This window comes from Janthinobacterium sp. GMG2, from assembly GCF_033949445.1.
Lineage (GTDB): Bacteria > Pseudomonadota > Gammaproteobacteria > Burkholderiales > Burkholderiaceae_D > Janthinobacterium > Janthinobacterium aestuarii.
The window spans coordinates 482,354-507,419 of record NZ_JAXAWA010000001.1 but is presented as its reverse complement, the minus strand read 5'-3'; the positions used below and the strand labels follow the sequence as shown (position 1 = coordinate 507,419).

The following is a 25,066-nucleotide window of genomic DNA, read 5'->3' as shown; positions in this document are numbered from 1 at the left end:
TAAATAGTAAATTCTTAATGCATAAAACAGAGTCAGAAGCCATATCGCCACACCGTACTGCCCGGCTGGCGCGAAACACGATCAAGGGTGATAAACCGCCAGTTCCAGTGCTTTATCAGCAATCCGGGTAGCTTTGACAATAATTCTGAAAACGTCTGTGATGGCACTAGATATAGTCTTTACATCCAACTTCTGCACTAATTGTAGTACCCATCGGAGGGTGATGCAATAGTTTTCCGGCATCCGCCGGCGTAATTTTTTGTATTTTCATATACGATTTCGGTTGACTTTTCAGGGTGTGGATGGAAAGCCCAATCCCCGCGAAGTAAGCGCTAACGCAGGCTGCCCGTGCAAGGTTTCCAGCCAGCATTTTTGATAAAAATGCCAGTCAAAAAACGGCCCCGGATCCGTCTTCCTCCCCGGCGCGATATGCTCGTGGCCGCGCACTTGCGACAGTCCGTAGCGCGCCACCAGCGCCGCCGTCAGCGCCGCCAGCACATGGTATTGCCACCGCTGGAAGGGCACATCGTCCGCGCCTTCCATTTCGATACCGATGGAATAGCCATTGCACTGCGGGCGTCCTTCGAACATGGACGCGCCCGCATGCCAGGCACGTTGATCAGTAGAAACATATTGCAGCAGCGCACCATCGCGCCGCACAAAAAAGTGCGCCGACACCTGCAAGCCACGCAGGTCGGCGAAAGAAGGATGGGCATTATAATCTACCCGGCCCGTAAACAAGTCCGACACATGCGGCCCGCCAAATTGGCCGCCCGGCAAGCTGATGTTATGGATCACCAGCAAGTCGACTTGTGCACCGTCCGGGCGCGCATCGTGGTGCGGCGAGTCATAGCGCAGCGCGCCGTCGCACCAGCCGTCTTCATCTATCGTCCATACGCTCATCAAGTAAAGCTTCCTGTATCGTCAATTTCTGCATGCGGTAACGCAACTGGCGCACGCTCAAGCCCAGCTGGCCCGCCGCCCGTGCGCGGTGGTAGCGCGCCTGCACCAGCGCCAGCATGATCATGTCGCGCTCGGCCTGGCGCAAATACACGTCGAGCGGCAGGACGGGGGCCACGCCATGCGCCGCCATGCCGGGCAGGCACAGTTGCCGTTCCGGCAAGGCCGGCAATGCCGGCGCCGCCCGCAAAGGCATAGTACCCGCCGTGGATGGCAAGGCCAGCCCGTCGAGCGCGATCACGCCGCCGTCGGCAAACGCCAGCGCCCGCTCCAGCACGTTTTCCAGTTCGCGCACATTGCCGGGAAACGCATACGCACCCAGGGCCGCCAGCACCGGCGGCGCCAGGCTCACGGTCCGGCGTGGCGACAGGCGCGCGAGGATCACCTCACATAATACCTGCAGATCGCCGCGCCGCTCGCGCAGCGGCGGCAACGCCAGCTCGATCACGTTGAGCCGGTAAAACAGGTCCTGGCGGAACGTGCCGGCGGCCACGCCGCGCGCCAGGCCATGCTGGCTCGCGCACAGGATGCGCACGTCGACGGCTTCGTCATTACTGCCGCCCAGCTTGCGCACGCGGCGCTCCTGCAGCACGCGCAACAGCTTTACCTGCATGGCCAGCGGCAGGTCGTCGACTTCATCGAGCAACAGGCTGCCGCCATGGGCCGCCTGGAACAAACCCTGGCGTTCGTGCCGCGCGCCCGTATAAGCGCCCGGGCGGCAGCCGAAGAATTCCGCTTCCATCAGCGCTTCGGGAATGGCGCCGCAGTTGACGGCGATAAACGGGAAGCTGGCGCGCGCGCCCTGGGCATGGATGGCGCGCGCCGCCAGTTCCTTGCCCGTGCCCGATTCGCCGCGGATGGCCACCGGCGCGCCACAGCGGGCGATGCGGCCGATCTGCGCGCGCAGCGCCTGCATGGGCAGCGAGTTGCCGCTCAGTTGCGGCGCCGGCGGCATGCCGGTGGCGGTCACGGTATCCGGACCAGGATTGGGACGGGACATGGAAGCGCGCCTTTCCGCAATGGCGGCGGCGAACCGCCTCATGCAGATGCTACGCCGGACGGAGGCCGGAGGACGTTACGATACGGATGAGCAACGCGAGCGCACCTGCGGGCCTGCCCTTACAACGTGGCGTGCGCGTGGCTGCAGTAATCGTGGCCCTTGGCCTGCACATTTTCGGAGGCCGGGTAGTACACGCCGCAGTGGGCGCAGCACAGCATCAGCTCGGCATCAGGCAATTCCTGCGGCCGGCCGGGCGGCGCAAACGGGTTCGGCTGCTGTTGTTGCTGCGCGCGGGCGCGCTGCTGCATGCCACGGATCTTGCTGCGGATCGCAAACAGCACCAGGAACACCAGCGCCAGCCAGAATAAAACACGTGTCATGCGAATCCTCGGTGTAAAACCACTTCCAGTACAAAACGGCTGCCGACATAGGCCAGCAGCAAGGTGGCGAAACCGGCCAGGGTAAAGCTCAGGGCCGTCTTGCCGCGCCAGCCGCGAAAGCGCCGGCCTGCCAGCAGCGAGGCAAACAGCAGCCACGACAGCATGGTAAACACGGATTTGTGATCCCAGTTGAGCGCCTTGCCAAACAGTTGTTCGGAAAACACGATGCCCGACAGTACGGTCAGGCTGAGCAAAATAAAACCCAGGCCGATCATGCGGAACAGCAGCTTTTCCATCGTCAGCAGGGCTGGCAGCTGGTCCAGCGCCGTGCCGATGAAGCCGCGGCTTTCGCTGCGCGTATGCAGACGCGATTCCTGCAGCGCCATCAGCACGGCGTGAAAGGCGGCAATCGTCAGGGTGCTGTAGGCGAGCACGGCCACGGCAATATGCCAGCCGAAGACGGCCGACTTGCCTTCCATGCTGACCTGGCTGCCGGGAAAGGCCCAGGCCAGGCCAATGGCGAGGACGGCGCTGGGCATGACCATGCGGCGCAGTCCGTCCAGGCTGAAATTGCGGTTCTCTATCCAGTAGGCGCCCACCGAGACCCACAGCGCGGCCGACAGCATGGCGGAAAAACCGAAGCGCAAGGTGCCCGGCGCCATCAGGTCGAACCACAGGGTGGCGGCGTGCGCCAGCCAGGCAACGCCGGTCAGGCCGGCGATGAGCCGGGCACGGGACGAGGGAAGCACCGCGCACGCCGCATACAACAGGGCTGCGATGAAAAAGAAATAGATCTGCATAGTTTAAGTTTACACCATAGCCGGCAAGCGCGATTCAAGCGACAGTATGGGCTGCAGGCAATTCGCCGCCAGCCGACACCGCAAGCCTGCCATGATATCGCGCCTCGGGCGCGGCGGGGTGGCGCACCCTCAAGATTTTGGCAATCTTTCCTGCGGCGCACTGCCGCCGCGTCACGGCCACGTTGCCATCTGGATGAGCCAGCCCTATAATTATGTCCATAGAGCAACAATCTTTCACTTTTCGCCACTCGCCCACCACCGCCATGTTTTCTTTCAAAAAAATTTCCTGGACCTGTCTCCTGCTGGCCGCCTGCACCGTATTAAGCGGTTGCATGAAAGATGCGCCTTCCCAATCCACATACGAGGAGTATTTCCGCACGTCCATCCAAAGCTATGACCTGTACAAGGAGTACTTCGACATTGCAAAGCTGGAAAAGCTGAACGGCTGGAAAGAGAACGAACAGTACGAAATCAAGGGCTCGGCCGTGCTGCGCGCCAAGGTGGGCTACCTGGAATTGCTGGCCGACGTGGCCGACAAGCTCGAAACGCAGGCAAAGACGGACGGCTCCGTGGGCATGACCATGGGCCTGGGCCTGATGGCGCGCGGCATGGGCGGAGAGAACAAGGTCTTCCGCGAATTCTGGGTGCAGCAGCAGGAAAAGAAGGCGATTCCCGCGCCGCTGCTGGCGCGCCAGGCGGCAATGACGGCCGAGCGTTTCGACAACCTGATGCAATGGTCGGACCAGCTCGTGCAAGACAATTACGGCGCCATCATCAGCCGCCAGCTGAAGAAAGGCGATGAGCTGACCCGTATCTACACGCTGAGCTTCCGCCAGACGGAGAAGGGCTGGATGGGTTTTAACGCCCGCTAAGGCCACCCTTCCATAAAAAAACCTCCGCGCCATCGCTGGTGCGGAGGTTTTTTTCATGGCTGCCTGATTTACTTCACGTTCAGGCTCTTTTTCGCCTGCTCCAGCAAGTCCGTCTTGACCCAGTCCTTGGCCACGGGCGGTTTCGTCATGCGGCCCACGCCCGTTTTCACCATCACGTCCGTGGTGATCTGGATATGCTCGGGCGAGATATCGTACGAATACGGCGAATTGCTGATCGCGTCGTCGAAGTCATCCTTCGTGATCTGGCCGCGGAACACGACTTCGCGCACATATTTTTCCGCCGTCGCCTTGTTGTCGATAAAGGTCTTGGTCGCTTCGACGAAGCAACGCATGAATTTTTCCGCCACGGGACGGCGTTCCTTGTAGAACTTTTCCGTCATCACCATGGTCCGCACGGGCTCGCCGATCGGCGTGTCGTACGGTTTGATGACCTCGGTGCCGAAACCCTTGTTGATCGCCTGCGACGATTGCGGCTCGGACTGCATCATGGCGTCGATATTCTTGCCCATCAGCGCCTGGTTCAAGTCGGCGTAGGCGAGAAATACCAGCTGCACATCCTTGCCCTTGGTTTCCGAGTACGTCAGGCCCGCTTGCGACAGCTCGGCCAGCAGCAGCACTTCCTGGATGCCGCCGCGCGTCACGCCCACACGCTTGCCCTTGAGTTCCTTGACGCTGGTGATCTTTTGCCCCGCCCCGCCCACCAGGCGCGCGCCGCCCTTGGCAAAACCGGCCACCACATAGATCGGGGCACCACCGGCGCGGCCGGAAATGGCCGCTTCGGACGCCGTCGCGCCCACGTCCAGCTCGCCCGCGATAATCGCCTGCATCACGTCGAGACCCTTGGCGAAGATATGCTCTTCGACCTTGATGCCGCACTTGGGCGCGATTTCCTTGATGTACGACACGGCGCCGTAATGGGCGAATTTCAAATTACCCAGGCGCACGACTTCCTGCGCCTGCACGGCGCCCATGCCGAAGACCAGCATGAGGGCGGCGGCGATACCGGTCTTCAGGGTTGATTTTTTCTGCATCGGGTTCTCCTGTGGTGGTTGGTGTGTGCCCGCAAGGGCAAAACTACGCGAAACACTGCTTTTATTATCAGGAGATAGTACCGCGTGTTAGAGCCAGGGCAACATTTTTTTGCCGGCAGCCACGCTGCCGGCGTTGTTATTACTGTCCCGCCAGTGCCACCACCGGATCGAGTCCCGACGCCTTGCGCGCCGGCATGAAGCCAAACACCAGTCCCGTCACCACGGCGCAGGCGAATGCGCCGGCGATGGCGCTCAGGGAAAAGATCACCGGCACGTCCCACACCAGCAGCAAGCCGGCCACCGTCACGCCGACCACGATGCCGGCCACGCCGCCCACCACCGACACCAGCACGGCTTCGGTGAGGAACTGGCGCAGGATATCGCGCCGGCGCGCGCCCGTCGCCATGCGGATGCCGATTTCTCGCGTGCGCTCGCGCACCGTCATCAGCATCACGTTCATGACGCCGATGCCGCCCACCACCAGCGAGACGGCCGCAATCAGGCTGAGCATCATGGTCATGTTGTCCTGCGTCTTGGCTTCGGCGGCGATCGAGGCGGCCGCGTTGCTGATGCCGTAGTCGCGGATGCGGTGGCGCTCGAACATGGTGGCGTCGACCGCCGCCTCCACCTCCGTCACGCGCTTGACGTCGTCCACCGCCATCACCGTGTAGGTGGGCTCGCGCTGGCCGAAGACGCGGATGCCGGCCGTGGAAAACGGCAGCAGCAGCACGTCGTCTTCATCCTTCTCGCCCGTCAGCGCGCCCTTCGCGCTCATCACGCCGATCACCTGGAACGGCACGTTGCCGATCAGGATGCTCTGCCCCACGGGGTTGGGTACGTCGGGCATCAGCTTTTCCGCCAGGTGCGCGCCCAGCACGGCCACGGTGGCCATCTCGCGCTCGTCTTCCTCGGTAAAGAAGCCGCCCTTGGCCACGGGCCAGGTCTGGATCTGCGGCAGGGCCGGCCCAGTGCCGCGCACATAGGTCTGCACGTCGAGGTTGCCGTGGCGTATCACCTTGTTGCCCGTGACGTTAGGCAGCACGTGGGAAATGCCCGGCACGTCCTTGAGCGCATCGAGGTCGGCCAGGGTGATGCTGCGCCCGGGAATGCGCGAGCTTTCGCCGCGCGACGCCATGTACAGCAGATTCGAGCCGAACGCGCCCAATTGCGCCATCACTTGCTGGCGCGTGCCCAGGCCGATGGCCAGCATGACGATCACGGAAGCGACGCCGATGACGATGCCGAGCAGGGTCAAGCCCGTGCGGAAGCGGTTGATCCACAGCACGCGCCATGCCGCGCGGGCCGCATCGAGCAATTCCGTGCCCAGCGACGCGCCCGTGTCATGGGCGGCGCGCGACATGTCCAGCGGCGGCAAGGCCGCCGACGTGGCGGGAATGGCGATGGCGCCCGAATCTTCGACGATTTCGCCATCGCTGATCTCGATCACCCGGCGCGCCTGGGCCGCCACCTTGCGGTCATGCGTAATGAGGATGATGGTGTGGCCCGCGTCGGCCAGTTCGCCCAGCAGGGCCATGACTTCGGCGCCGCTGCTGCTATCTAACGCTCCCGTCGGTTCATCGGCGAGGATGATGCGTCCGCCATTCATCAGCGCGCGCGCGATCGACACGCGCTGCTGCTGCCCGCCCGACAATTGATTCGGCCGATGATCAAGGCGTTCACCGAGACCCAGGCGCTTGAGCAGCGCTGCGGAACGCGCATGGCGGGCCGCCGCCGGCATGCCCGCGTACAGGGCCGGCACTTCCACGTTTTCGCGCGCCGATTCCGTGGCGATCAGGTGATACCCCTGGAAGACGAAACCGAACGCTTCGCGCCGCAGCCACGCCAGTTCATCGGGGTTCAGGCTGGCCACGTCATGGCCGGCGAAGCGGTACGTGCCGTCGCTGGGGCGGTCCAGGCACCCCAGCAAATGCATCAGGGTCGACTTGCCGGAACCGGACGCGCCGACGATGGCAACGAATTCGCCGGCGCCAATCGACAAGGTCAGGCCGCGCAGCACTTCCACGGCCGGCGCGCCATCGTGGCCGCCGTAGCGCTTGCGAATACCCTCCAGTTCAATCAGTGGCGCCGGCTGGCCAGATTCTCCGGGTTGCCCCAGCGACGCGGCCTCGCTCATCGCGCTCACAGCTGGAACCTGCTGCTGCCGCTGTTCGATGGCTGCTCGCCCGTGACCAGCAATTCGCCTTCGCGCAAGCCTTGCAGCACTTCCGCGCTAAGGCGGTTGCGCACGCCGACGGTGACGGCGCGCGTATCGACCTTGCCGTCCGCATCCATCACGCGGGCCGTGAACTGCCCCGGCTTGGCGCCTTCTTCCGTCGACGGTTTCAGGGCCGGCAAGGGCACGGCCAGCACATTGTTCGCCGCCGCCGTGACGAACACCACTTGCGCCGTCATCTGCGGCATCAGTTCGCCGTCCGCGTTATCAACGTCGAACAGCACTGTATACAAGATCACCTTGCTGGTCGACGGCGCCAGGGCCGTGCCTGCGGCGGAACCGCCGGGTACCGGCGGCGCGGGCAGCACTTGCCGCACCTTGCCGCTCCAGCGCCGCTGGTCGCCGCCCAGGGTGGTGAAATACACGGGCATGTCCGGGCGCACGCGGCGCACGTCCGCTTCCGACACTTCCGTCCACACCGTCATGGCCGACAGGTCGGCGATGCGCAGGATGTTCGGCGTCTGGTACGTGGCGTTCAGGGTTTGCCCTTCCTTCGCGTCCAGGCCCACCACCTTGCCGGCCATCGGCGCGTAAATGCGCGTGTAGCCGAGGCGCGCCTCGTCCGCCTTCAGGCTGGCCTGGGTCTGGTCGATCTGCGCCTTCAGGTGGTCGATCTTGGCGCCGGCCGAGGCCAGCGTGGCTTCGGCCGTTTCCAGGTCGGCCAAAGGCGTCGAGTCAAACTTGGCCATCTGTTTCTGGCGCACGTGCTGCTGGCCCGCCAGGCGGTGCTGCGCCTGCTGGTCGGCCAGCTGCGCGCGCAGTCCCGCCAGTGCGGCGCGGCCTGCGTCGACCGTGGCTTGCTGCACGCTGGGGTCGATCTCGGCCAGCAACTGGCCTTTATCCACGTCGCTGCCCGGCTGCACGTGCAGCCGCGTGATCTGGCCCGACACCTGCGCGCCCACATCGACGTAGGTTTGCGGCTGCAGGGTGCCGATGGCCGTGACGCTGGCCTCGATATTGCCGCGCTTGACGGGCGCCGTGTCGAACACGGTGCTCGGGCCGCGCGTGGCCCACAGGGCGCCGGCGCCGAACAGCGCCAGCAAGACCACGCCGCCCAGGATACGGGCGCGGCGGGAAGGCAGGCGGGCCGCCATCAGGCAGCCGCTTTCAATATAGTCACAACATCAATCGGTGTCGCCAAACGTGAAAAGTGCATCGGTCTATCCTTGAAAATGGCGGTGAATATCACCGCAGGAACGTCACAAGACCTGCCAGCGCGGCGACGGCTGCCAGCAGGGAACTACGAAACAGCAAGCGGGGGGCATACGGCAGCAACAGGGCCACCAGCAGCGCGCCGGCCGATATGAAACCAAGCCAGGCGACGACGCCGACGGTCGCGCTCCAGCCGGCCACGCAGGGCCAGATGGCCAGCGCCAGCAACACCGCGCCCGCCAGCTGCAGCGCGCGCCGCACGTTCGGCGCCGCATCCCTGCCCCAGACCTGGCCATGGTGGCGGTCCATCGCCAAGGAGAGGCTGGCCATGCCCGCATACGACAGGCCCAGCGCGCACAGGATGGTAGGGGTCATGACTGTCCTTCCGTATTAATTTGCAGGCTGGCCGAGGGCGCGGCGCTTTCCCTGGCGGCGGCCTTGCTGGCCGGTTTTTCCTTGCGCTTGTGGACTTTCCACGCACCCCAGGCGGCCAGCAGGCCGAAGGCCATGCTGCCCAGTTCCACGCCGGCGCTTTCCCAGTCGCCGCGCGCGATCTGCGCCGCCAGATTGTCGCCCGTGCTCAGTACATTGAGCACCGGTAGCAGCAGGCACAGGGCCGCCAGCAAGCCCAGTTGCTCGATCCACGCGCGCTTTTCCGCGCGCAGGCAGGCGTGCACCAGCATCACAAACCACACGCCGAAGAAGGCGCGCAATTCCCAGCCGGCGCGGTGTTCGACGCCGACGGGAATCAGGCGGTTGGCCCACAGGAAGCCCACGCAGGCGATGGACAGGCCGGCAATCGCCGCCACGTTCAGGCAGGCGACGGTGCGGTACACGCGCTGCGTATAGGCGCCGAACTCGCCGCCGGACTTCTGGCGGCGCTTGACCATGAACAGGATGGCGCCCGTGCCCATCATGGCCGTGCCGGCCAGGCCGCAGAAGAAGTACAGCCAGCGCATCGGCGTGCCGCCGAAGCCCACCATGTGCAGGTTCGACATGACGGCGCGCGTCAGGCCCGCGCCGCCCGTATCCGACTCGCCGGGACGGCGCATGGCGACCTGCTCACCGGTGGTCAGCGCATAGCAAGCCCTGCCCGTGTTGGCGCTGATGCGTTCCATCGTGTCCGTCTCTTCATTCCAGCCGTACATGCACACGCGCATGGAGGCGTCGTTCGGGTTGTCCAATACCACGGCGCGGATTTCCTGGCCGATGGCCTGCTCGGCGCGCAGCGCGTACGGTTCCAGCGCGGGAATGGCCAGCGGCTGGCCTGTCTTCGCGGGCTTGCCCACATCGTTCCAGTCGGCCAGGAAGGCCTTCTTGGCGTTGTCCATGCCGTATTGCGCGACCACGGGGGCCGGCACATAATCATCGCTGAAGAACGCCAGCCCCGTGTAGGCGATCATGAACTGGAACGGCAAGGTCAGCACGGCCACCGCGTTGTGCGCGTCGAGCCACGAACGCTGGCCCTTGGCCGGGCGGAAGGTGAAGAAATCCTTGAAGATGCGCTTGTGCGTGATGACGCCGCTCACCAGCGCCACCAGCATGATCATGGTGGTGATGGCGACGATCCACACGCCGATGCGTCCCGCGTGCAGCTCGTAGTGAAAATCGACGAAATGGTGGCCGCCGATGGTGTCGCGCTCCGTTGCCTCGCGCGCATGTTCGATGACGGCGCCCGTCAGCGGATCGAGGTCCGCCGAGCCATAGCCGCCGGCGGGCTGGAACCAGTAGGCGGACAGGCCGTGGCCGGGACGCTGCACGGGCCAGATTTCCCACATGTCCGCCTTCGGGTGTTCCTTCGCCATGAAGTCGAGCGCCAGTTCCAGGCGGTGCCCACGGTCCGTGACCTTCGGCAGCGGCGGATCGTTCGCATGCGCCGCCTCTTCCAGTGCATGTTCGGGCGTCATCCAGTGGGTGATCGGTTCGTCGAAGACGGCCAGGGTGCCGGTGAGGAAAATGGCGAACAGCAGCCAGGAAATCCACAGGCCGCTCCATGTATGCAGCCAGGCCATGGCCTGGCGCAAGCCGCCCTGCTGCGGCGTCTTGGCCACTTTGTCTACCTTGACGGCGTTCATGCGGCACCTCGCGACAGCAGCAAGCCAAGGCCGCCGCAGGCGATGGCTGGCAGCAGCATGCCGAGCCAGGCGCGGCGCAGGTCCTGCACGGCAAAGACCCAGATGACGGCGCAGGTATAGACGACGAAGGCGCTCAGGGTAGCCGTCAGCACGGCTTCGGCGCGCGACAGCGGCAGCACGGCCGCCAGCAGCACGGCCACGCCGGACGTCAGTGCATAGCCGCCAAAGATGGCGGCGAGCACGCGCGAGAACAACATCATGTGGGCCGATTTCATCATCGCGGCGCTCCCTGTGGCATACGCTGGCTCACACCGTCGCGGGCCAGATTCAACTGCACTTCCATAAGCCATGCATCCTTCATCAAGATAGATCATTCAAAAGCGGTTATTTACAGTTTGTAGTTCAAGGTCAGCATCAGGTTGCGCGGCGCGCCCACCATGTTGCCGAAGACATCGGAATAGATGCTCTGGTAATAGTGCTTGTCGAGCGCATTGTTCACGTTCAGGCGCAGCTCGGCGCGGCTGTCGATCTGCCACGCCGCGTTCAAGCCCACAATCGCGTAGCGGCCCTGGCGCAGATGGTAAGTGCCGTCATTCGATTCGGTCGCGCCCTGGCCGTACACGGAAGCGCCGACGCGCCAGCCCTGCGCCGCACCGGACAGGCGGTAGCTGGTGGCCAGCTTGAGCTGCTGGCGCGGATAGCGGCTGTTGAAAACCTTGCCGATATTGGCCGGATCGCTGTCGCGCTTGAATTGCGCCTTCACATAGGTAAAACCGGCCGACAGCTGCCAGTCGGGCGTCAGCGCGCCCGCCACGTCCAGCTCCACGCCTTCGCTGCGCACTTCGCCCGACGCGCGCTGGCAATAGCCCCACGTGCTGCCCGGGCAGGGGTTCGGGCCGGCCAGGTCGTCCACGCCGCGGTTTTGCTGGCGGATCTGGAACACGGCCGCGCTGGCATTGAGGGCGCCGCCAAAGTATTCGCCCTTCACGCCCGCTTCATAGTTGGTGCCGCTGATCGGCTTCAATGGCTGCGCATTGGCGTCGGTGGCCGCCTGCGGCTGGAAGATTTCGGTCCAGCTGGCGTACACGGAATGCTGCTTGTCGAGGTCATACACGACGCCGGCATACGGCGTGAATTCGCGCGCCACCGAGTAGCCGGCATCGTCCTTGTACCAGCTCACGCGCCCGCCCAGCACCAGCGACAGCGGGTCGGCCAGGCGCATGCGCGTGCCCGCATACACGCCGCTTTGCTCGGTGATGCTGGCCGTGCGCCACTGCGCGTAGTTGATGACGGGACGCGCCACGCTGCCCGCATCCCAGTGGAACGGGTCGAGCACCGGCGCCGCCGCGCCCCAGCTGTACGGGGCCCAGCCGCCATAGCTGTTTTTCGACGAACGGCGGTGGCTGGCGCCGACGGTCAGCTCGTGCTCGCGGCCGAACAGGCTGTAGCTGCCGCTCGCATACGCGTCATAGCTGGTGTTGGCCAGCTCGGCGCGGTAGCTTTGCGAATTGAAGCGCAGGGTGTCGCCGCGGCGGTTGATGCCGGAAAACGTCGTGTCGATCTCGGGCGTCTTGCGCGTGGCTGCCAGCTTGGCTTTCCAGCCATTGGCAAAGCGGTGCTCCAGTTCGGCGAAGATGGTTTTATCCGTCTGGCGCCAGTCATCGAAGTCGCTGCCCAGGTAAGTGGAACGGGGCAAATTCAAAAAGCGGCCGTCTGCGGCCGTCACCACGCCCGTCGAGACGCCGTCGTTGTCCGTCTTGCGGTAATGCGCGCCCACCGTCAAGGTGGTGTCGGGGCGCAGGTCCGCTTCGATGATGCCGTACAGCTGGTGGTTGCGGCCATGCAGCACGTCGACAAAATCCTTCTTGTCCTGCACCGTCACGACGATGCGCCCGCGCAGGGTCTTCGCTTCGTTGAGCGCGTTGGCCGCATCGGCTTCCAGGCGGTAGTTGCTCCAGCTGCCCACGCTGGCCGAGAATGACGCTTGCGGCGCGGCCGTCGGACGCTTGCGCACCATGTTGATGGCCGCGCTGGGCGTGCCGCTGCCCGTCATCAAGCCCGTGGCGCCGCGCACCACCTCGATGCGGTCATAGATGGCCAGGTCGTCATTGTCGCCATTGAAGGTGCCGTTCGCGCCCAGGCTGGTGGGCAAGCCATCGAACAGGATGTTGTCGATTGGAAAGCCGCGTGCGCTGAAACTGCCCGAATCGCCCGTGAAGTTGCCCTTTTGCATGACCAGCCCCGTGATCGACTGCACGGCGTCGTCCAGGGTCGTGATGCCCAGGTCGTCGATCTGCTGGCGCGTCAGCACGCTGACCGACTGCGGCGTCTCGCGCAGAGACAGGTTCAGCTTGGTTGCCGTATTGCTCACGCCCGTCGTGTAGGAGCCGCTGCCTTCCGTTGTCGCATCGCGCCCCGCCGTGACGGACACGCCGAGCATGGTCTGTTCGGCGGCGGGGGTGGCTGGCGCCTGCTGCGCGATGGCCGGCAGGCTGGCGGCCAGGCACAGGGCCGCAGCCGCTTGCGCCAGCGGACGCAATGCGCAGTGATGAGATGGCAAACTGACAAAATTCAAAGCGTGAGACATGCAAGTTCCTGATAGTAGTGGCGTCATCAGACGGTGAAAAACAGGCGCCCTACTCTGTAGGTGCCGCGAAAACGAAAAACGGGCAGCCGGATGGCTAAATATTTTTTAATGACATGGCCGGTTCGACCGTCACCCAGTAGCGCGTGCGGCTGCGCACCTGCACGGGCAGGGAATTGGGCAGCATGTTCAAAATGCGCTGCGTGTCGGCCAGCGGGAACACGCCCGACAGGCGCAGCTGGGCCACTTGCGGCGCGCAGTCGATCACGCCGGGGCGGTAGCGGGCCAGGTCGGCCAGGAAATCGCCCAAGGTCACGTCGTCGACGATCAGCTGCCCGCGCGACCAGGCGTCCGCATACGCACCGAGGGCGTGCGGCGAGTCCAGCGCGTGGCGGGAAAATGCCACGCCGTGCCCGGCCGCCAGCAGCAAGGGTGCCCCGCCGTCGCGGGGACGGATTTCAACGGCGCTGTCAAACACGTCCACGGTGCTGTAGTCATCCTGCTGGCGCACGGCAAAGCGCGTGCCCAGCGCGCGCACCAGGCCTTCGCGCGTGGCCACTTCCAGCGGTGCACCGCTGCCGGCGCCATGGCCACTGGTGACGAGGATTTCGCCAGCCAGCAGCTCGATCAGGCGGCGGCTGGCATCGAAACGCACGTTCACGGCCGATCCCGTATTCAGGCTGAGCACACTGCCATCGTCCAGCGCCACCTCGCGCCGCTCACCCGTGGCCGTGCGGTAGTCGGCGCGCAGGATGCGCACGCCATCCCAGGCATCCGTCTGCGCGGCCAGCATGCCGCCGCCGGCCGCCACGCCCAGCCACGCCAGCAACTGGCGCCGCTTGCCGTTGACGGCTTTCTGCTGCGTGCCGGCCAGCGCCTGCGCAGCCGCACCGCGGTGCAAGCCGTTGAAGCGCTGCGACACGGCTTCGATATGCCGCCAGGCCCGCTCATGTTCCGGATCGGCCTCGCGCCAGCGCTGCCATGCGGCCTGTTGCGCCGCGTCCATCTCGCCCGACATCAGCATGGTCAGCCACTCGGCCGCCTGCTGCTGCACGTCCTCGCGGATGGCCGCCGGGGCCGCAGCATTGCCCACCTTGCTCATGCCGGCAGCGAGAAAAACACCTGGCGGTTGGCGCGCGTCAGGTATTGCTTGACCGAGCTGACCGACACGTTCAGGCGCGCGGCGATCTCGGCATAGCTGAGCCCTTCCAGTTGCGCCAGCAGGAACGCCGTGCGCACGGGCGCGGGCAAGCCAGCCAGGGCCTGGTCGATTTCCTGCAAGGCTTCCAGCGCCAGCAGCCGCTCTTCCGGCGCGGGCGCCACTTCGGGCGGCAGGCAAGCCAGCGCTTCCAGATAGGCGTCTTCCAGCACTTGCCGGCGGTGGCGGTGCGCCACCAGGCGGCGCGCGATAGTGGCCAGGAAAGGCCGCGCTTCACGGATCTGCGGCGCGGCATCGGCCGTCAGCACGCTGACGAAGGTGTCTTGCGCCAGGTCCGCCGCCTCGCCCGCATTGCCCAGCTTATGCCGCAGCCAGCCCTGCAGCCAGCCGTGATGGCTGCTGTAGAGCGCGTGCAGGTCTTGTTGCTGTGCAAAATCGGCGGCCGACATGGCATCCCTTTCCGCCCGGACGTGCGGCGCCCGAGAATGTAAATAAGAATTATTCTCATTCTAACCGCGTTCCTGCCATTCATGCAATCGCGGCATTGCCAGAAATACCAAGTAATTCAAACGCCGGCCAACCGCCAGGCGGTGCAGCGCGGGACCGCCAGCCACCCGCGATGGGGTAAAATGGCGGCCATCGTCCGGCTTGCGCCGCCCACTCCCAAGCTTTTCATTGCAGGTTCATCATGCTAGATAATCTCACCCAACGGCTTGCCAAAGTCGTCAAGACCATGCGCGGCGAGGCGCGCCTGACCGAAGCGAACACCGCCGACATGCTGCGCGAAGTGCGCCTGGCGCTGCTCGAAGCCGACGTCGCCCTGCCCGCCGTGCGCGAATTCATCGCCAAAGTCAAAGAAAAAGCCATGGGCGAGGATGTCATTTCCTCGCTCACGCCAGGCCAGGCCCTGGTGGGCGTGGTGCAGCGCGAGCTGGCCGCCCTGATGGGCGCCGACCTGGGACCGGAAGCGTCGCAGATCAGCTTTGCGCAGCAGCCGCCCGCCATCATCCTGATGGCCGGTCTGCAGGGTGTGGGTAAAACCACCACCGTCGGCAAGCTGGCGAAATACCTGAAGGAAGAAAAGAAGAAGAAAGTGCTGACCGTCTCGGCCGACGTGTACCGTCCCGCCGCGATCGCCCAGCTGCAATCGGTCACCGCCCAGGTGGGCGCCGACTTCTTCCCGTCCACCAGCACGGACAAGCCGGTCGATATCGCGCTGGCCGCGCTGGACTGGGCGAAAAAGCATTACCACGACGTGCTGATCATCGATACGGCGGGCCGTCTCGGTATCGACGAAGAGATGATGCGCGAAATCGCCGCCGTCCACGGCGCCGTGAAACCGATCGAAACCCTGTTTGTCGTCGACGCCATGCTGGGCCAGGACGCCATCAACACGGCGAAAGCCTTCAATGATGCCCTGCCGCTGACCGGTATCGTGCTGACCAAGCTCGATGGCGATGCGCGCGGCGGTGCGGCCCTGTCCGTGCGCCACATCACGGGCAAACCGATCAAGTTTGCCGGTGTCTCGGAAAAACTCGACGGCCTGGAAGCGTTCGACCCGACCCGCATGGCCAACCGCATCCTGGGCATGGGCGACATCCTCGCCCTGGTGGAAGAAGCGCGCAAGGGCGTCGACAGCAAGGCGGCGGCCGACCTGGCGCAGAAGATCAAGGTCGGCGGCAAGTTCGACATGAACGACTTCAAGGCGCAACTGGGCCAGATGAAGAAAATGGGCGGCATGGCCAACCTGATGGACAAGCTGCCGGCCCAGTTCCAGCAGGCGGCAGGCGGCAAGAACATGGATCAAGCCGACAAACAGGTGCGCCGCATGTGCGGCATCATCGACTCGATGACGCCGCAGGAACGCGCCAAGCCTGAACTGATCAAGGCCACGCGCAAGCGCCGCATCGCCGCCGGCGCCGGCGTGCAAGTGCAGGAAGTAAACCGCATGCTGACGCAATTCGAGCAAATGCAGACGATGATGAAGAAATTGTCGGGCGGCGGCATGATGAAGATGATGCGCAGTATGAAAGGCATGATGCCTGGCATGAGGTAAGGCTTCAAAATCCGCTGCGCGGTGGTCTTTGCGGCCGGCGATGCTCACCGTACTTTAGTACGGTTGCGCTTCTCGGCCACAATTACCATCCGCTCGCTATGATTTTGAAGGCCTTTTTTACGCCGCGTGAGACGTAGTTCAAGTCAAAAAACATCGTTCTAAATAATGCCGGATTGCATTTTCATGTGTCCGGCATCACTGTTCCCTCCCTCAGCAGCCCCCCTCCCCGCATAGCCAGCAACCATGCCATTTACGGGCAAAAACGCCAATCCACGCCCCCAAGCGGTGCGCCCGGGCGACAGCATTGCCATTTCCCTGCTTTTTCCTCGTGAAAACGTGAAAAACACTTGCATACTAGGTAAATCCACACCAATATTAGCCGTGCGATTAATTGCGCAATTTCCCATGTGTTTGTTAAGGAGGCTCGAAGATGGCAACAGCCAAAAAAACCCCAGTAGCAGCGCCAGCCAAAGCAGCAGCAGCCAAGCCTGCAGCCGCCAAGAAAGCAGCACCCGCAGCCAAAGCGGCAGCTAAACCTGCAGCGGCGAAGAAAGCGGCAGCACCGGCAACACCACGCAAGCCAAACGCAGCATTCATGAAAGCAATGACGCCATCGAAAGATCTGGCCGCCGTTGTTGGCGCAGCACCACTGCCGCGCACGGAAGTGACCAAAAAGGTATGGGATTACATCAAAAAACTCGATCTGCAAGATCCGGCCAACCGCCGCATGATCAATGCGGACGACAAGCTGAAAGCAGTTTTCGGCGGCAAAGCCCAAGTCTCCATGTTTGAAATGACCAAACTGATCTCCGATCATTTGAAATAATCAGATACGCACAGGGCGTCTACGCCGTGTGAGTGCCCTGCCGCTTTACTGCGAGCGGGGCATTTTTTTGGGCATTTTGGGGTCAGACCCTCAACACCGTTAACACAGAGCTCTGCGCCAACGCTGCCGGGGGTCTGACCCCAGCCTTCATTTGAATTCCCACTGCCGCCAAGCCGCCCGCACGGCATTCGGATACTCGGCCCTGCCCCGGCTGCCGTTGTACCGCCCCAGCGCCAGGTACAAATCGCCCTTTTCCATGTCCAGGTACATGCGCAGGATCGCGCAGCCGTAGCGCAGATTCGTCTGCATGTGAAACAGCTTGCTGCGGTCATGGTCGCCGATGACGCCCGTCCAGAATGGCATCACTTGCATGTAGCCGCGCGCGCCGGCCAGCGAGACGGCGTATTTGCGGTAGGCCGACTCCACCTGGATCAGGCCCAGCACGAGGGCCGGCTCCAGGCCTGCGCGGCGCGATTCGTACCATACGGTTTCCAGGAATTCCGTGCGCAGCTGGGCGTCCGGCAGCTTGCGCTGCAGGCGCGACGACATCTGCGCCAGCCATTGCTGGTAGCGCTGCAAGTCGGCGGGCGTGGCAAATTTGGGTTGCGGCGGGCGTTCGTCGCGGATCGCGTGCGACAGGGCCAGACGGACGGAGTCGGCCAGCGCCTCCTCCTTCTGGTTGCCAGCCTGCGCCAAGGGAGCGCAGGCCAGACAGGCGGCCAGCGCGAGCGCGCCAGCCGTCTTGCTTACTGATAGACGCTTCACTGCGCCATTTGGCCCTGGATGAAGGCGACGATCTCGTCCGGCGCCACGCCGGTCGCTTCCGCGTCGCGGCGGCCCTGGTATTCCAGCTTGCCTTCTTTCAGGCCGCGCTCGCCGATGACGATGCGGTGCGGCACGCCGATCAGCTCCCAGTCGGCGAACATGGCGCCTGGACGCAAGCCGCGGTCGTCGACGATGACGTCCACGCCAGCGCCTTGCAGGGCCGCGTACAGCTTCTCCGTCTCTTCCTTGACCAGTTCGCTGCGATCCATGCCCATCGGGCACAGCACGACCTCGAATGGCGCGATCGACGCGGGCCAGATGATGCCCTTGTCGTCGAAGTTCTGTTCGATGGCGGCGCCCAGGATGCGCGTCACGCCGATGCCGTAGCAGCCCATCTGCAGCGGCGCAGGTTTGCCGTTTTCATCGAGGAAGGTGGCTTTCATGCTTTCCGAGTACGCCGTACCCAACTGGAACACGTGGCCCACTTCGATACCGCGCTCGATCGCCAGTGCGCCCTGGCCGTCCGGCGAAGCGTCGCCGGCGACGACGTTGCGCAAGTCGGCCACGATGGCAGGCTCGGCCACGTCGCGGCCCCAGTTGGCGCCCGTGTAGTGGAAACCGGCGTCATTCGCGCCGCACACGAAGTCGCTCATGTGGGCAACCGTGCGGTCCGCCACCACGGTGACGGGCGCTTTGGTGCCGATCGGGCCCAGGTAGCCGGGAATCGTGCCGTAGACTTCCAAGATTTCCGCTTCCGTCGAGAAACGGTGACCGGCCAGGCCGGCAACCTTGCCCACCTTGATCTCGTTCAATTCATGGTCGCCGCGCAGCAGCAGCATGAAATGCTGTTTCGTGACTTTCTCGTCCTTGCCCGCCGTTTCCACCGTCAGGGCGATGGTTTTCACGGTGCGCGACAGCTCGATACCCAGCAGGGTAGCCACGGTTTCGCACTTGACGGTGTCCGGCGTGGCCGTTTTCGTCAGTGCCTGGGCGGCAGCCGGGCGCTCGCCCGCTGGCGGCAGCGCTTCGGCCGCTTCCATGTTGGCCGCGTAGTCGGACGTCGGGCAGTACACGAGCGCGTCTTCACCCGTGTGGGCGATGACGTGGAATTCGTGCGAACCGGAACCGCCGATGGCGCCGTTGTCGGCGGCCACGGCGCGGAATTTCAGGCCGAAACGCGTGAAGATGCGCGTGTAGGCGTCAAACATGACCTTGTACGACGCTTGCATGCCTGCCAGGTCGCGGTCGAACGAGTAGGCGTCCTTCATCGTGAATTCGCGGCCGCGCATCAGGCCGAAGCGTGGGCGGCGCTCGTCGCGGAACTTGGTCTGGATATGATAAAAGTTCAACGGCAACTGGCGGTAGGACTTGATTTCCGTACGCACGACGTCGGTGATGACTTCTTCCGATGTCGGCTGGATCGCGTATTCGCGGCCGTGGCGGTCTTTCACGCGCATCAGTTCGTCGCCCATCTTGGTCCAGCGGCCCGTCTCTTGCCACAGTTCGGCCGGCTGCACGAGCGGCATCAGCAGTTCGATACCGGCGGCTTTGTTCATCTCGTCACGGATGATGGCTTCCACCTTGCGGATCACGCGCAAGCCCATCGGCATGTAGGTATATATGCCGGAACCGAGGCGTTTGATCATGCCTGCACGCATCATCAATTGGTGGCTGACGATTTCCGCGTCAGAAGGTGCATCTTTAAGTGTGGAAATAAAAAAACGGGAGGCGCGCATAACGGTGAATTCTTTTTAAAAAGAGAGGGTTATAATCAACCTAATTTTAAAGGATTAGCTGGCTGATGCGTCCATACTTTACACAAATGCGCTCAATTGGTGCGATTCCGGCGCTTTTCGCACCCCGAAAAGGTCACCGGCTTGCGAAGTTGTGGGTAATTATGTAAAAAAGGACGCACTGTCGCAGAAAGTTTGAGGTGCATTATGCTCGACCGTGAAGGGTTTCGGCCCAACGTCGGCATCATCCTGCTAAACGCCCAGAACGAGGTGTGGTGGGGCAAGCGGGTGCGCGAGCACTCATGGCAGTTTCCGCAAGGCGGTATCAAATATGGCGAAACACCGGAACAAGCCATGTTTCGCGAACTTGAAGAGGAAATCGGACTCAGACAGGAACACGTCAAAATTGTCGGCCGCACCCGCGACTGGCTGCGCTATGAAGTGCCAGACCACTTCATCAAGCGCGAGATTCGCGGCCATTACCGTGGCCAGAAGCAGATTTGGTTTCTGCTGAGAATGTGCGCGCGCGATAACGACGTCAATCTGCGCCTGACCGACCATCCCGAGTTCGACGCCTGGCGCTGGCATGAATACTGGGTCCCGCTCGATGTCGTCATTGAATTTAAACGCGATGTGTACCAGCGCGCCTTGCAGGAGCTGTCCCGCTTCCTGACCTGGCCCGTGCATGGCAACGCACAGCAAGCGCACCGCCACACGTCGCGCTACCTGCGCCAGCCCCATGCGCCACGGGCACAGGACGGTACGGCTGTGGCCAAGCCTTGCGACGGCATTGCCGCCGAAGGATGTACGCCGGAGCTGATTCTGCCGGGCAAGGAGTAGTCTGCCGCAATGAACGCACTCTCCCACGCAAAAGGGGCAGCCTGAACAGGCTGCCCCTTTTTTCATGCCGGCAGGAAACTCCCCTGCCGGTCAGGCTGGCTTAGTTTGCTGCAGTAACTGGCGCAGCGGCGGGAACATCCAGCGTGATGGCTTTGAGGCCCAGGATATTGCTGCTGTAGTGGCGGATCTTGTTGGCCAGGGCCGGGTCGTTATTCAGCTTTTGACCGTACGACGGCACCATTTCCACCATCTTCGCTTGCCATTCCGGTGTTGCCAGGCGGCTCTTGAATGCCGTTTGCAGCACCTTGATCATGATCGGCGGCGCGGTCGAAGCGCCTGGCGATGCACCCAGCAGGGCGACGATGCTGCCATCGGCGGCGCCGACGACTTCCGTGCCGAACTGCAGCAAGCCGCCTTTGACAGGGTCATCCTTGACGATCTGCACGCGCTGTCCCGCGTTTTGCAGGGTCCAGTCTTCCATCTTGGCGTTCGGCAGGTATTCGCGCAGGGTCTTCAAACGGTCTTCCGGCGTGTTCATGACCTGTTCCACCAGGTATTTCGTCAGCGGAATATTGTCGTAGCCGGCTTGCAGCATCGGTTTCACGTTGCCCGTGCCGATCGAGGCAGGCAAGTCGATCCACGAACCGTTTTTCAGGAACTTGGTCGAGAAGGTGGCAAACGGGCCAAACAGCAGGGCTTTCTTGCCATCGATGATGCGCGTGTCCAGATGCGGCACGGACATCGGCGGCGAACCGACGGATGCCTTGCCGTAGACCTTGGCCGCATGCGCCGCCACCAGTTCAGGATTGGTCGTCACCAGCCATTGGCCGCCGACCGGCACGCCGCCGTAGCCCTTGGCTTCAGGAATGCCCGATTTTTCCAGCAGCGGCAGCGAACCGCCGCCGGCGCCGATGAAGACGAACTTGGCGCGCATGGTCTTTTCCTTGCCGGCGGCCAGGTCTTTCACCGTCACGTTCCACACGCCATCGGCGCCGCGCTGGATGTCTTCCACCTGGTGGCGCAGGTGCAGGACCATGCCGTGGCTGTCCGTCAGGTATTTCACGAGACCGCGCGTGAGGTTGCCGAAATTGACGTCGGTACCGATTTCCATGCGCGTCGCGGCCACTTTCTGGCCCTTGTCACGGCCTTGCATGACGAGCGGCGCCCACTGCTCGATCTGCGCCTGGTCTTCCGAGAACAGCATGCCCTTGAACAGGTTTTCCTTTTGCAGCGCGGCATAGCGCTTCTTCAAAAAGGAAATATTGTCGTCACCCCACACAAAGGCCATGTGCGGCACATTGTTGATGAAGGTTTGCGGCGCGCCCAGGTGCTTGTTGGCGACCTGATAGGCCCAGAACTGCTTGGAAATTTCGAATTGCTCGTTGATGGCAACGGCTTTCTTGGTCTCGATGCTGCCATCGGCCGCTTCCGGCGTGTAGTTCAGTTCGGCAAACGCCGAGTGGCCCGTGCCCGCGTTGTTCATCGCGTCCGAACTTTCGGCGGCCACGGAATCGAGGCGCTCGACCATTTCCATCGTCAGCGACGGATCGAGTTCCTTGAGCATGCTGCCCAGGGTGGCGCTCATGGTGCCGGCGCCGATCAGCAGCACGTCGACCGGTTTTTCGGACGAGGCCGGAGGGGTCTTGTTACATGCCGCCAGGATCAGGCACGACATCAAAAGTAATAGCGATTTACGCATACGTAACTCCGTTTATGAATACTGAAGGATGATTCTTGCGCGCCACCGTGACGGCACCATCGCTGTATGGAATGCAAACAGCCAGCCAGCCGGAACGCCAGGGCGGCCGGACAGCTCGATGTCGATGGTGATAGGCATGCTGCCGCGCTCCGGGATAAACCAGGAGCAAGATCTGGTGGCAAAGGTGCGGGCAATGGAAGCACGGAGTGACAACAAAATCGTCATCGTGTCCAGAGCAAATATCAAGAGCGGCGATTTTATCACCGTTATTTGGCGCCGCCGGGCCGTGGCGGTAGTGGATAATACTTACTGCAGGGTATTAAATTTCGGTGACTATCGGGTCATGAAAGCGGGCGCCAGACGGCAAAAAGGGCATCCTCGATGCCCTTCGTTGACGTACGCGGTACAATGCCGGCTGCCCTTTAGCCATAGCCATTCAGCCATGTTCAACCCCTCTTCCGACGACGTGCGCCGCTTCTTTTGCGACACCTTGCGCAAGCACCGCGCCCATGAAATCCTCACGCCGATGGAAGCCATCGCGCTCGACTGGATACTCGAACACCCCGAGTATGAAAACGAGCTGTCCGACGTCGAAGCGGCGCTGGAGCGCGACTATTCCGTCGAAGGGGGCCAGGCCAACCCCTTCCTGCACCTGTCCATGCATCTGTCGATCACGGAGCAGGTCCAGGTGGACCAGCCGCGCGGCATCCGCCCGGCCGTCCAGCAGCTGACCCAGCGCCTCGATTCGGCCCATGCCGCCCAGCACGAAGTGATGGAATGCCTGGGCCAGATGATCTGGGCTTCGCAGCGCTCGGGCTTGCCGCCGGATACAGAGGCATATATCGACTGCGTGCGACGCCGCTGATCAGGTAGTATCATGTTGCCAAGAAACTCAGCCACTGAAGGATATCTTGGCCCATCACACCATTCTCGTACTCGGCGGTTACGGTTTTTTCGGCACGCGCATTTGCCAGGCGCTAGCCGGCAATCATAATATCCATCTACTGGTGGCCGGGCGCGACGCCGCCAGGGCCAAGGCACTGGCGGCGCAATTGGACTTGCCACCGCGGCAAGCACTGGCGCTCGATGCCGATGCACCTGATCTGGCGCGGCGCCTGACCGAACTGGGCGTCGATACGCTGATCCATACCGCCGGCCCGTTCCAGGGCCAGGATTACCGCGTCGCCCGTGCGGCGATCGAGGCCGGCGCCAACTATATCGACCTGGCCGACGGCCGCGATTTTGTCGCCGGCATCGTCAGCCTCGACGACTTCGCGCGCCAGCGCGGCGTGTTCGTCACCAGCGGCGCCAGCTCGCTGCCAGCGCTGTCCTCGGCCGTGGTGGACCGCTACCTGCCGCGCTTTCGCCAGCTCACATCGATCCGCCACGGCATCGCCTCCGGCGCCCGCGCGCCGGGTATCGCCACCATGGCAGGCATCTTCTCGTACTGTGGCAAACCGTTCCAGCGCCTGGTTGCCGGCAGCCAGCAGACCACGCACGGCTGGCTCGACCTGAAACGCCACCGCTTTGCCGCGCCCGTGGGAGGGCGCTTGCTGGGCAGCTGCGACGTGCCCGACCTGGCGCTGTTCCCGCAACGCTATCCGGGCCTCGAGACCGTCACTTTTCACGCCGGTTTTGCCGGTGCGCCCGGCCATCTGTTCGTCTGGGCCGCCGCGCAACTGGTGCGCCTGGGCCTGTTGCGCAGCCTGCTGCCACTGGTCAGGCCATTGCACGCCATCAGCCAATGGGTGGAACCGGTGGTCAGCGACAAAGGCGCGATGTTCGTGACGCTGGAAGGCACGGGACTCGATGGCCTGCCGCTGACGCTGACCTGGCAATTGCTGGCGGCGCAAAACCACGGCCCGCATATCCCGTGCGGCGCGTCGATCGCGCTGGCGAACCGGTTGGCCAGCGCCAGCACCGGTGGCGTGCCGCTACCGCGCGGCGCAATGCCCTGCGTCGGCCTGCTCACGGTGGAAAATTACCTGGCCGCGCTGCAAGGCCATGACGTGACCGAGGTACCGGCATGAGCTGGTACCTGTTCGTCAAATGGCTGCATATCCTCAGCGCCACCATCCTGTTTGGCACCGGCATCGGCATCGCTTTCTTCAAGTGGATCAACGACCGGGGTGGCGAGGTGCGTACGATCCGCCTGTCGGCCGAAAAGACCGTGCTGGCCGACTGGCTGTTCACCACGCCGGCCGTCATTGTCCAGCCGCTGTCCGGACTGGCCCTGGCGCACCTGGCCGGCTATCCGATTCTGTCCGGCTGGGTCCTCGCCTCGATGCTGCTGTATGCGGTGGCCGGCGCCTGCTGGCTACCCGTGGTATGGCTGCAGATCCGCATGCGCAGCCTGGCCCGCCTGGCTGACGACACGGGCACACCGCTGCCGCGCCTGTACTGGTTGTATGCGCGCTGCTGGTTCTGGCTTGGCGCGCCCGCATTTGCCGCGCTCATGCTGGTCTACTGGCTGATGGTTGCCAAGCCCGCGCCATGACGCCAGCCAAACTGCAAGGGCTATACTGGGCCATGCGCCTCGGCATGGCCTTTATCTGGCTATGGACGGCGTTTGTGTCCTGGTATCTGTATCCGCATGCCGAATCGCTCGCATGGCTGCGCCGCAGCGGCATCACGCTGCATACGGAACACGTGTTTGCCGCCTCCTGCCTGGCCGACCTGGCCATGGGCATCGCCTCGCTGTTCCATGCCAGGCCGTTGCTATGGTGGACGCAGTGCGCGCTGGTGGCCGGCTATACACTGGTGATCGCCGTCTTCCTGCCGGAATTCCTGATACACCCTTTCGGGCCGCTGACGAAAAATATCCCGCTGGTTGCCGGCCTCGTCTTCCTGGCCCTGTATGAAAAAAGCCGTGGCTAGCAC

25 protein-coding genes are annotated in these 25,066 nt (G+C 63.5%); 8 read left to right on the top strand and 17 right to left on the bottom strand.

From position 1 onward, the window contains the following. Nucleotides 1-291 precede the first annotated feature (291 nt). The 5 genes from ampD to SKZ59_RS02230 all read right to left on the bottom strand — a co-directional run bounded on the left by ampD (nucleotide 292) and on the right by SKZ59_RS02230 (nucleotide 3,474). The gene (gene ampD / locus SKZ59_RS02250) at nucleotides 292-903 is read right to left on the bottom strand and encodes a 1,6-anhydro-N-acetylmuramyl-L-alanine amidase AmpD (RefSeq protein ID WP_319991087.1); all 612 of its coding nucleotides are present in this window, start codon (nucleotides 901-903) and stop codon (nucleotides 292-294) included. Next, nucleotides 881-1,960 carry a sigma-54 interaction domain-containing protein gene (locus tag SKZ59_RS02245; RefSeq protein WP_051990789.1) on the bottom strand — a complete coding sequence of 360 codons (1,080 nt, stop codon included), beginning with the start codon at nucleotides 1,958-1,960 and terminating at the stop codon, nucleotides 881-883. The genes ampD and SKZ59_RS02245 overlap by 23 nt, the downstream gene beginning before the upstream one ends. Before the next feature lie 119 nt (nucleotides 1,961-2,079). Beyond that, the gene (locus SKZ59_RS02240; RefSeq protein WP_034746591.1) at nucleotides 2,080-2,340 is read right to left on the bottom strand and encodes a PP0621 family protein; all 261 of its coding nucleotides are present in this window, start codon (nucleotides 2,338-2,340) and stop codon (nucleotides 2,080-2,082) included. Continuing rightward, nucleotides 2,337-3,140: an inner membrane protein YpjD gene (locus SKZ59_RS02235; RefSeq protein WP_046684240.1), complete on the bottom strand. Its 804-nt coding sequence runs from the start codon at nucleotides 3,138-3,140 to the stop codon at nucleotides 2,337-2,339. The genes SKZ59_RS02240 and SKZ59_RS02235 overlap by 4 nt, the downstream gene beginning before the upstream one ends. Nucleotides 3,141-3,174: 34 nt before the next feature. Next, a complete protein-coding gene (locus tag SKZ59_RS02230) occupies nucleotides 3,175-3,474 on the bottom strand; it encodes a hypothetical protein (RefSeq protein ID WP_034746585.1) in 300 nt (99 codons plus the stop codon). On the opposite strand from SKZ59_RS02230, the gene SKZ59_RS02225 reads away from it, so the two are divergent. Continuing rightward, entirely contained in the window at nucleotides 3,473-4,012 is a 540-nt protein-coding gene (locus SKZ59_RS02225) for a hypothetical protein (RefSeq protein ID WP_070301191.1), read from the top strand. The two genes, SKZ59_RS02230 and SKZ59_RS02225, sit on opposite strands and share 2 nt — an antisense overlap. A gap of 68 nt (nucleotides 4,013-4,080) precedes the next feature. Here the strand turns inward: SKZ59_RS02225 and SKZ59_RS02220 are convergent, their stop codons facing one another. From SKZ59_RS02220 to SKZ59_RS02180, 9 genes are all read right to left on the bottom strand, one after another. Continuing rightward, the gene (locus tag SKZ59_RS02220; RefSeq protein WP_413774526.1) at nucleotides 4,081-5,064 is read right to left on the bottom strand and encodes an ABC transporter substrate-binding protein; all 984 of its coding nucleotides are present in this window, start codon (nucleotides 5,062-5,064) and stop codon (nucleotides 4,081-4,083) included. 139 nt (nucleotides 5,065-5,203) lie between these two features. Continuing rightward, nucleotides 5,204-7,198: a MacB family efflux pump subunit gene (locus SKZ59_RS02215; protein ID WP_319991085.1), complete on the bottom strand. Its 1,995-nt coding sequence runs from the start codon at nucleotides 7,196-7,198 to the stop codon at nucleotides 5,204-5,206. A 5-nt stretch (nucleotides 7,199-7,203) separates the two neighbouring features. After that, nucleotides 7,204-8,391 (bottom strand): efflux RND transporter periplasmic adaptor subunit, encoded by a 1,188-nt coding sequence (locus tag SKZ59_RS02210; protein WP_319990695.1) that lies wholly within the window; start codon nucleotides 8,389-8,391, stop codon nucleotides 7,204-7,206. Between the two features lie 91 nt (nucleotides 8,392-8,482). After that, nucleotides 8,483-8,824 (bottom strand): DUF3325 domain-containing protein, encoded by a 342-nt coding sequence (locus SKZ59_RS02205; RefSeq protein ID WP_319990694.1) that lies wholly within the window; start codon nucleotides 8,822-8,824, stop codon nucleotides 8,483-8,485. Then, nucleotides 8,821-10,524, bottom strand: a complete 1,704-nt coding sequence (locus SKZ59_RS02200; protein WP_319990693.1) for a PepSY-associated TM helix domain-containing protein — start codon at nucleotides 10,522-10,524, stop codon at nucleotides 8,821-8,823. Before SKZ59_RS02200 ends, SKZ59_RS02205 begins: the two co-directional genes overlap by 4 nt. Beyond that, nucleotides 10,521-10,802 carry a hypothetical protein gene (locus SKZ59_RS02195; protein ID WP_139090745.1) on the bottom strand — a complete coding sequence of 94 codons (282 nt, stop codon included), beginning with the start codon at nucleotides 10,800-10,802 and terminating at the stop codon, nucleotides 10,521-10,523. The genes SKZ59_RS02200 and SKZ59_RS02195 overlap by 4 nt, the downstream gene beginning before the upstream one ends. Nucleotides 10,803-10,912: 110 nt before the next feature. Next, nucleotides 10,913-13,111, bottom strand: a complete 2,199-nt coding sequence (locus SKZ59_RS02190) for a TonB-dependent siderophore receptor (protein WP_319990692.1) — start codon at nucleotides 13,109-13,111, stop codon at nucleotides 10,913-10,915. 94 nt (nucleotides 13,112-13,205) lie between these two features. Beyond that, the gene (locus SKZ59_RS02185) at nucleotides 13,206-14,210 is read right to left on the bottom strand and encodes a FecR domain-containing protein (RefSeq protein WP_319990691.1); all 1,005 of its coding nucleotides are present in this window, start codon (nucleotides 14,208-14,210) and stop codon (nucleotides 13,206-13,208) included. Next, nucleotides 14,207-14,716 carry a sigma-70 family RNA polymerase sigma factor gene (locus SKZ59_RS02180; protein ID WP_319990690.1) on the bottom strand — a complete coding sequence of 170 codons (510 nt, stop codon included), beginning with the start codon at nucleotides 14,714-14,716 and terminating at the stop codon, nucleotides 14,207-14,209. The genes SKZ59_RS02185 and SKZ59_RS02180 overlap by 4 nt, the downstream gene beginning before the upstream one ends. Before the next feature lie 239 nt (nucleotides 14,717-14,955). Here SKZ59_RS02180 and ffh point away from each other — a divergent pair, with 239 nt between their 5' ends. Further along, nucleotides 14,956-16,323: a signal recognition particle protein gene (ffh, locus tag SKZ59_RS02175; protein WP_034746567.1), complete on the top strand. Its 1,368-nt coding sequence runs from the start codon at nucleotides 14,956-14,958 to the stop codon at nucleotides 16,321-16,323. Nucleotides 16,324-16,753: 430 nt separating this feature from the next. After that, the gene (locus SKZ59_RS02170) at nucleotides 16,754-17,149 is read left to right on the top strand and encodes an SWIB/MDM2 domain-containing protein (RefSeq protein WP_071650146.1); all 396 of its coding nucleotides are present in this window, start codon (nucleotides 16,754-16,756) and stop codon (nucleotides 17,147-17,149) included. Nucleotides 17,150-17,296: 147 nt separating this feature from the next. On the opposite strand, the gene SKZ59_RS02165 is transcribed toward SKZ59_RS02170, so the two are convergent. After that, entirely contained in the window at nucleotides 17,297-17,914 is a 618-nt protein-coding gene (locus SKZ59_RS02165) for a lytic transglycosylase domain-containing protein (protein WP_034746560.1), read from the bottom strand. Beyond that, nucleotides 17,911-19,650 carry a proline--tRNA ligase gene (locus SKZ59_RS02160; protein WP_319990689.1) on the bottom strand — a complete coding sequence of 580 codons (1,740 nt, stop codon included), beginning with the start codon at nucleotides 19,648-19,650 and terminating at the stop codon, nucleotides 17,911-17,913. The genes SKZ59_RS02165 and SKZ59_RS02160 overlap by 4 nt, the downstream gene beginning before the upstream one ends. Nucleotides 19,651-19,854: 204 nt before the next feature. Between SKZ59_RS02160 and SKZ59_RS02155 the strand changes: the two genes are divergently transcribed. Then, nucleotides 19,855-20,487 (top strand): RNA pyrophosphohydrolase, encoded by a 633-nt coding sequence (locus tag SKZ59_RS02155; protein WP_034746553.1) that lies wholly within the window; start codon nucleotides 19,855-19,857, stop codon nucleotides 20,485-20,487. A 100-nt stretch (nucleotides 20,488-20,587) separates the two neighbouring features. On the opposite strand, the gene mqo is transcribed toward SKZ59_RS02155, so the two are convergent. Further along, on the bottom strand, nucleotides 20,588-22,186 hold the full coding sequence (mqo, locus tag SKZ59_RS02150; protein WP_319990688.1) for a malate dehydrogenase (quinone): 1,599 nt from the start codon (nucleotides 22,184-22,186) through the stop codon (nucleotides 20,588-20,590). Between the two features lie 442 nt (nucleotides 22,187-22,628). Between mqo and SKZ59_RS02145 the strand changes: the two genes are divergently transcribed. From SKZ59_RS02145 to SKZ59_RS02130, 4 genes are read left to right on the top strand one after another with little or no spacing between them, the layout of a single operon-like run. Then, nucleotides 22,629-23,051: a DUF1841 family protein gene (locus SKZ59_RS02145; protein WP_319990687.1), complete on the top strand. Its 423-nt coding sequence runs from the start codon at nucleotides 22,629-22,631 to the stop codon at nucleotides 23,049-23,051. A 46-nt stretch (nucleotides 23,052-23,097) separates the two neighbouring features. After that, on the top strand, nucleotides 23,098-24,216 hold the full coding sequence (locus tag SKZ59_RS02140) for a saccharopine dehydrogenase family protein (protein WP_319990686.1): 1,119 nt from the start codon (nucleotides 23,098-23,100) through the stop codon (nucleotides 24,214-24,216). Further along, nucleotides 24,213-24,683, top strand: a complete 471-nt coding sequence (locus SKZ59_RS02135) for a DUF2269 domain-containing protein (protein WP_319990685.1) — start codon at nucleotides 24,213-24,215, stop codon at nucleotides 24,681-24,683. The genes SKZ59_RS02140 and SKZ59_RS02135 overlap by 4 nt, the downstream gene beginning before the upstream one ends. Continuing rightward, entirely contained in the window at nucleotides 24,680-25,063 is a 384-nt protein-coding gene (locus SKZ59_RS02130) for a DoxX-like family protein (RefSeq protein ID WP_052140001.1), read from the top strand. Before SKZ59_RS02135 ends, SKZ59_RS02130 begins: the two co-directional genes overlap by 4 nt. The last annotated feature ends 3 nt before the right edge of the window (nucleotides 25,064-25,066 follow it).